At 45.7% G+C, this 6,800-nt stretch carries 6 protein-coding genes; 2 read left to right on the forward strand and 4 right to left on the reverse strand.

The features are described 5' to 3' along the window. Nucleotides 1-74: 74 nt before the first annotated feature. Genes VOR_RS0101655 through VOR_RS0101670 form a run of 4 tightly spaced genes read right to left on the reverse strand, consistent with a single transcriptional unit; the run spans nucleotide 75 to nucleotide 4,209 of the window. Complete coding sequence (locus VOR_RS0101655) at nucleotides 75-998, reverse strand: L,D-transpeptidase family protein (RefSeq protein WP_010317558.1); 924 nt, start codon at nucleotides 996-998, stop codon at nucleotides 75-77. 5 nt (nucleotides 999-1,003) lie between these two features. Further along, nucleotides 1,004-2,416 (reverse strand): deoxyribodipyrimidine photo-lyase, encoded by a 1,413-nt coding sequence (phrB, locus tag VOR_RS0101660; RefSeq protein WP_010317559.1) that lies wholly within the window; start codon nucleotides 2,414-2,416, stop codon nucleotides 1,004-1,006. A gap of 16 nt (nucleotides 2,417-2,432) precedes the next feature. Further along, a complete protein-coding gene (locus tag VOR_RS0101665; RefSeq protein WP_010317560.1) occupies nucleotides 2,433-3,266 on the reverse strand; it encodes a MerR family transcriptional regulator in 834 nt (277 codons plus the stop codon). Then, nucleotides 3,256-4,209 (reverse strand): YbgA family protein, encoded by a 954-nt coding sequence (locus tag VOR_RS0101670; protein ID WP_010317561.1) that lies wholly within the window; start codon nucleotides 4,207-4,209, stop codon nucleotides 3,256-3,258. The genes VOR_RS0101665 and VOR_RS0101670 overlap by 11 nt, the downstream gene beginning before the upstream one ends. A 309-nt stretch (nucleotides 4,210-4,518) precedes the next feature. Here VOR_RS0101670 and deoD point away from each other — a divergent pair, with 309 nt between their 5' ends. Both deoD and VOR_RS0101680 read left to right on the forward strand, forming a co-directional pair. Then, on the forward strand, nucleotides 4,519-5,229 hold the full coding sequence (gene deoD / locus VOR_RS0101675) for a purine-nucleoside phosphorylase (RefSeq protein ID WP_010317562.1): 711 nt from the start codon (nucleotides 4,519-4,521) through the stop codon (nucleotides 5,227-5,229). A 60-nt stretch (nucleotides 5,230-5,289) separates the two neighbouring features. Beyond that, the gene (locus tag VOR_RS0101680) at nucleotides 5,290-6,759 is read left to right on the forward strand and encodes a hypothetical protein (RefSeq protein ID WP_010317563.1); all 1,470 of its coding nucleotides are present in this window, start codon (nucleotides 5,290-5,292) and stop codon (nucleotides 6,757-6,759) included. Nucleotides 6,760-6,800 lie beyond the last annotated feature (41 nt).

Raw genomic sequence — 6,800 nt, forward strand, 5'->3', positions numbered from 1 at the left:
AAGCCTTTTTATTGATATTATTAACATTCCACCCCATTAACACACCCATCCAATACGCTCACCGACTTATTCCTTTATTCTAATGCGGTTGAAAAATCGGCAGCCACTACTTCGACAGGCACACCATTTTGCGCCAAGATCACCGCTCTCGCTTTCGCATCGGATTTGTTAAATTCATCTAACCACCAGCGAAGTTCTTGCGGTACCTGCAACTCTTTTTTACTGCCGTTACTACGAGTCAAAGGTTCATGAGCTTCAAGAAATACGCTTCGGTCTGGCTCTAAGGCTAATTTTATAGGCTCATCAATCACTTTCACTTTCTCGCCACGCTGAACCTGCTTAAACAGCCATTCAATATCCTTGGGATCCATGCGAATACAACCTGAGCTGACTCTCATACCAATACCAAAATCTTTGTTAGTACCGTGGATCAAATAATCACCCGCACCATAAGCGAGACGAAGCGAGTATTCGCCAAGCGGGTTATCTGGACCAGCAGGCACCACCGCAGGCAGTTCAATACCTTTCGCTTTATATTCAGTGCGGATCGATTGAGGAGGTGTCCATGTTGGGTTCGGCCGTTTTTGGCTGATAGTGGTTTCCATTTCAGGCGTGTCACGACCAATACGGCCAATACCCACAGGGAAAATATGTACTTTGCGTTTTTCAGGCTCGAAGTAATAGAGCCGCAGTTCCGCTAAGTTGATGACGATGCCTTCGTAAGCCACGCGCGGTAAAATAATTTGTGAAGGAATGGTTAGCACAAACTCTTGCTGCGGCAAAAATGGGTCAATTCCTTTGTTAGCCGCCATCAAAGATAAAAAACCCACATCGTATTGCTTTGCAATTTGCGCTAGGGTTTCGCCCTGCTCAATTACATGATATTGAGTTCGACCAACCATGCTACTGCCTTCGGCGGGAAAATCATAAGTCGCGGCGAACACGTTCACACTGAACGCGCCCCAGCAACAACACAAAGAGAGTAGCTTGCGTAGCATGGTGATCAGGTATCCTTGGCGTCTTTATAGAGCTGTAAGGTTATCTCTCTTTCTACTTTGTGATCAACCATTGGCGCGGGATATGACAAGGAATTGACGGCAGGGCATTTCCAAGGCGTGTGGATGTACTTATCTGGCAACGAAGCCAATTCAGGTATCCACTGACGAATAAAATCACCTTTCGGATCAAAACGTTCCCCTTGGCTGGTCGGGTTAAAAATTCGAAAATAAGGTTGCCCATCACACCCTGTTGAAGCGCACCACTGCCAACCACCATTGTTGGATGCATAATCGCCATCCACTAATGTTTGCATAAAATATTGTTCACCAAGTCGCCAATCGATATGCAGATCTTTGGTTAGAAAACTGGCCACAACCATCCTTAATCGGTTATGCATCCACCCCGTTTTATTGAGTTGGCGCATCGCCGCATCGACAATAGGGAACCCGGTTTGCCCCTGCTGCCAACGTTCAAAGGCCGTTGAGTTCTCCCACCAAGATACATATTTCCCCCAAGGTGCAAAATCTTTTCCTTTGCAGAGATCAGGACGAAACCCGATCAGATGCTGATAGAATTCACGCCAAATAATTTCGCTCAGCCAAGTTTGCGCCCCTTCTGACAACCCAATATGTTGCGATTCAGCGTATAGGCGCGCCATACATTGACGCGCAGAAAGCGCCCCTGTTGCGAGATAAGGCGACAGTGCGCTGGTCGAATCCAACGCGGGGAAATCACGTTGCTGGTGGTAATTCTGTACCTTATCACGGCAAAACTGGCGTAATTTAGCGCGAATTGCATCGAACTCGACCACCCAATGATCACTGCTGATGCGTGGGTAGCTGAACGAGCGGTGTTCGCTCCACAGCAACGGATCAAGATCCTTTATAGGTCCATAATGTGCCGAAATAGGCGTTGGTAAAATTTGAGGGATAGCTGCTTGTGATAACCACGCTCGTTTAAAAGGGGTAAAGACTTTGAAATAATCACCTTGCTTGTTTTTGACCGAACCGGGCGCAATAATGCACTTATCGTCGTATGCTCGCCACTCGATCTGGTGCTCTAGGCAAAACTGGCTCGCCATCTCATCACGCTGCAACTCATTGATTTCATACTCGCGATTAACCAACACTGCGCTGGCATTAAGCTGCTTAGCCATGGTGGCAATCTGCTGCGCAGCATCAGCGTAATCATCGACTTCCTCATACAATAGAGCAATATTGAGTACTTGCAGTTCACGTTGCAGCTCAAATAAACGCCGATAAATAAGATCTGCCTGCATTGGGGCAAGATGATGTTTTTGCCACTGTGCTGGCGTTGCAATGAATACGGCAACAACAGGCTCTTCTCCATCAATGGCGGCATGTAATGCCGTATTATCTACGGATCGTAAATCTCGGCGCAGCCAGAGTAATTTCACTGTACATCCTTACTGATTAATCTAACGAATGGTGCAGACGAGCAACCACATCTGACAACGAAAGCTTATCTCCCAGTGAGATACGCAATTTCCGTAACGCTTGAACTTGCTGCTCCGTAAAAGAGCGATTAGCAAACAGCGCAACCTGTTGGTAGTTTGCTAAAGCATCATGATCAACAAGAGCGGTAAGATCTTCGACACCATCTAAGATAGTGAGGTTATAACCCGCTTCCACCTTTCCCACGAACCATAGCCAAGCCAGTATGCTCGATGTCGGATCAAGATTAACGCAAAGACATTTCCCCTTAGTCGCCGCTTTATTTTCCGCTTCAATGATCGAGCTCAACTTGCTGATCATCAGTGCCTGAAAAAGCCCTTTTTGCAAACTGCGCAGCGGTCCTTTAACCCGCTCTAAGGTATCGATAGCAGGAAAGACAAACTGCCGCTCAACAATCTCTAACGGATACTCTTTCAATACCGTGGCAATGGTTGATTCTGCTTTGCTTTTATTGAGATCCACTAAAGCTTGCAGCAATTGTTCTTGCTCTAAAAGCTCTGAGCCATGATTTGCCAAAGCATCGGTGATGCTTTCACTGCCACTGAGCAATGCACTCACTTTACCAATCGAAACCCCTTTCGCCAGCCAGCCTTGAATGGTGCGAATCGTCGCGATATCCTCTTGTGAATAAAGGCGATGCCCTTTGTCTGTTCGCTGTGGCTGAACAAGATGGTAGCGGCGCTGCCATGCACGCAAGGTCACTGGCTTTACTCCCGTCATCTCAGCAACGTCTCGAATAGCGTATAATTTTTCAGTCATCATGTTCTCAGCCGGATCGTTCTCATAGTCCATAACGTAACCTTAGCGTTTGTGGATAAGGCGACAAATAGTGCTGTTGCTGCAAATAAGCATCGGGATACATTTTTATGTAGTGTTTGAGCAACGTAATAGGCGCAAGTAAAGGAAGAACACCTGTTCGGTAATCATCAATAACCTGAGCTAATTCTGCCTTTTGCTCTTTGTTTAAGGCTCGTTTGAAGTAACCCTGAATGTGCATTAGAACATTGGTGTTGTTTTTACGGCTCGCTCTGTGTTTGAGCGCATCCATTAGCCCTTGGCGGTAGTGCTCAATAAAACACTGTGGCGGATGCTGCTTGACTTCAGCCACCAAACGACCGAGTTCTCGATACGCTTGCGGGTGGTGGGCCATTAACGTCAATTTGTAGCGTGAATGAAAGGCCACTACTTTGCCCGGTGTCGGGTTGTCACCTATCGATTGATAAAAGTCATGTAAACAGTAGACACGCGTAATGAAGTTTTCGCGAAGCACTGGATCATGCAAACGACCATCTTCCTCCACAGGCAACCACGGCATTTTACGCATTAAAGTGGCGGTATAAAGCCCAACGCCCTCTTTGTCTGCTCGTTGATGCTTATAGACTTTGACTCTTTCCATGCCACATGTCGGGGATTTAGCACAAACGATATAACCACGCAATTTCATCAATTCGAGTTCATCGACTTTTCGTTCTGAGAAATCGAACATGGCTTGTGTGTAATCTTTGGTTTCATCTTTAGTTTCAACCAGCGCTAAACGCTCTTCGTGAGAGATCAGGCGAATGGTAGGCCTAGGAACCGTTAAGCCAATTCCAACTTCTGGGCAAACAGGTATAAAAGAGAAATAATTGGTGAGTTCTTTAGTTACAAAGTCACTCGCTTTATGGCCAGAGTCAAAACGGACTTGCTCTCCTAGCACACATGCACTGACACCAATACGAATTTCAGGATTACTCATCATCGCCTCGTGTACAAAAATATTTGTTGTATAATGTATAGCACAAGCGCACCTACTTATACAAAATATATTTATGTACACATAAAAGGTAAACGTTTACCCAAATCGATTGCCTTACCACTTCCAACACTTTTAGTTATCAATGGGCTCAAAAAAGGGTATTAACCTTCATTCTGTGACCAATCTCTCAAGGAGAGTTGCCATGCATGGCTAGTATTGCCTCAACAAAACACATCAGATTCAACAGAATTAGTAATTTATCTGATTAGAGAAATGAATTGCTGACTCGAAAACTTTGGAGTAATAACGATGGCAACCCCACACATTAATGCACAAGTTGGTGATTTCGCTGAAACCGTTCTAATGCCAGGCGATCCATTACGTGCAAAATACATTGCTGAAACTTTTTTAGATGACGCTAAACAGGTTTGTGATGTTCGTAATATGTTCGGTTATACCGGTACTTATAAAGGTAAAAAAGTATCCGTTATGGGCCACGGTATGGGCATTCCATCATGCTCGATTTATGTTCACGAGTTGATTTCAGAATACGGTGTAAAAAATATCATCCGTATTGGTAGCTGTGGCGCAGTTCGTGACGATGTCAATCTAATGGATATCGTTATTGGTATGGGTGCTTCAACCGATTCCAAAGTTAACCGCATCCGTTTTAACAACCACGATTTTGCCGCGATTGCGGATTATGAATTGCTTGAAACCGCCGTCAATCAAGCACGCGCACAAAACGTACCCGTGAAGGTAGGCAACGTGTTTTCCGCTGATCTGTTCTACACACCTGAAGGTGATTTATTCGAAAAAATGAATAAGCTTGGTATCTTAGGTGTGGATATGGAAGCGGCCGGTATTTATGGCGTTGCAGCGGATCTAGGCGCAAAAGCATTGACAATTCTTACCGTGTCAGACCACATCATTCGCGGTGAGAAATTAAGCTCTGAAGATCGCCAAACCTCTTTTAACGACATGATGAAAGTCGCGCTTGAAACCGCGATTAGTATCTAATTTTTAAACCTCAGCTGCTCACCCAAATTGGCAGCCTTAAATTACCCCGAGGGGGCGATTGTGTCCAACGACCAACTACCCAAGGACGCAGATGGTTTACAACTCAACTTTTGTAAAACATTGGCGTGTGACAACTTTGGACTGAGTGAAGCCGAACGGTACGTTCTGCAGCGCGTAAACCCGAAGCGTCCAACGATGGTTTGTCGTGAATGTGGAGCCTTCCCCCCCTTACTTAACAACCGAGAAGTGTTAAACGAATTACACCGTTTAAGACAGCTTCACAGCGACGGATTGCCCGCTTGCCGCAGTGATGATTGCCAAAATTTCGGTTTATCTGTTCATACGCACAAACATCTCTATCACGCTTTTGGCTACAGCGGCGATCGCCAGCGATACCGTTGCAAAGCTTGTCAGAGTACCTTTGTTGATAAGTGGTCAGGAGCCAACAAAAAACTCGCTTTTCAAGAAACCTTACTCGGCCTACTCTTCATGAGTTATTCGGTGCGAGAGATTTGCCGTAAATTATCCATCAACCCAAAAACGTTTTATGATCATGTCGAGCACATTGCCAGTCGCTGTCGGCGAAAACTGGCCATGATTGATGCGCGTTGGGTGAATCATGCAAACCAATATGAACTGGCTTGCAATTATATCCCGCTCCAACCCCATAGCGACAACGGCGTATTGTGGTTTGCAACAGGTGAAGCCAAAACAGGTTATATACTCTGTCAGCACGTAAACTATTCCGCCAATGAAGAGCCTGCTGGCGAGCTTGATCACAACCCATACCACTCGCCCGCGCGTTTTGTTTCTCGTGAACATTCATCCGAAGCGAATCTACCCACTCCTGACGCATCTCCGCTATTACGTGAGCGTATTGATCAGAAATACCAAACGATTTTAGCCCGCGGTAATGTTGAAGACCCCATGGGTAACCTCACCACTTTTCATTACCCTTCTAAAGGTGCCTTGATTCGCCCTCCTTACACCTCTTATGCTCACTTCCTCCACGTGCTGGATTTGTGCCTTGAAGATAAGCGAGTTTCTATCTATCTGCCTCAAGATCCAGTTTTACGTTCTGCCGCATTGAGCGTCTGTTTGCCGCGAATCAAGCGTAAGAATGTTGACTTGATGTACGTTGAGGAAGATCCGCAATGGCAAAATGGACATTCCGTGAATAAAACGGACATTGTTCACATGGGATGGTGGCGAGATCGCTGGGCTATTGCCAATCAGGCGCAGGCGGCCAAAGGTGTTTGCTATTTGGCAGGAGACAACCCAACACCCGAAGCTTGGCTCGATAAAGCATCGATTAAGCAAACAGAGTTCTATCAAAAACGCTTCCAACTGTTGTTCGAAAGCTTTATCAACGAACCGAGGCGCAAACTTCGCCCTGGCGGCCTACAACCAATGCTGGATATTTTTCGTGCTTGGCACAATCTGTGCTACCAAGATAAACATGGATTCACCGCCGCCCAAAATTTGGAATTAACCAAACATCCACTGACGTTGAAAGAACTACTCTCTTAGATTTTTAGGTTATATTTAGACTGTGGATTGTGAAGTAGCGC

Source organism: Vibrio ordalii ATCC 33509 (genome assembly GCA_000257205.1).
Classification (GTDB): Bacteria; Pseudomonadota; Gammaproteobacteria; order Enterobacterales; family Vibrionaceae; genus Vibrio; species Vibrio ordalii.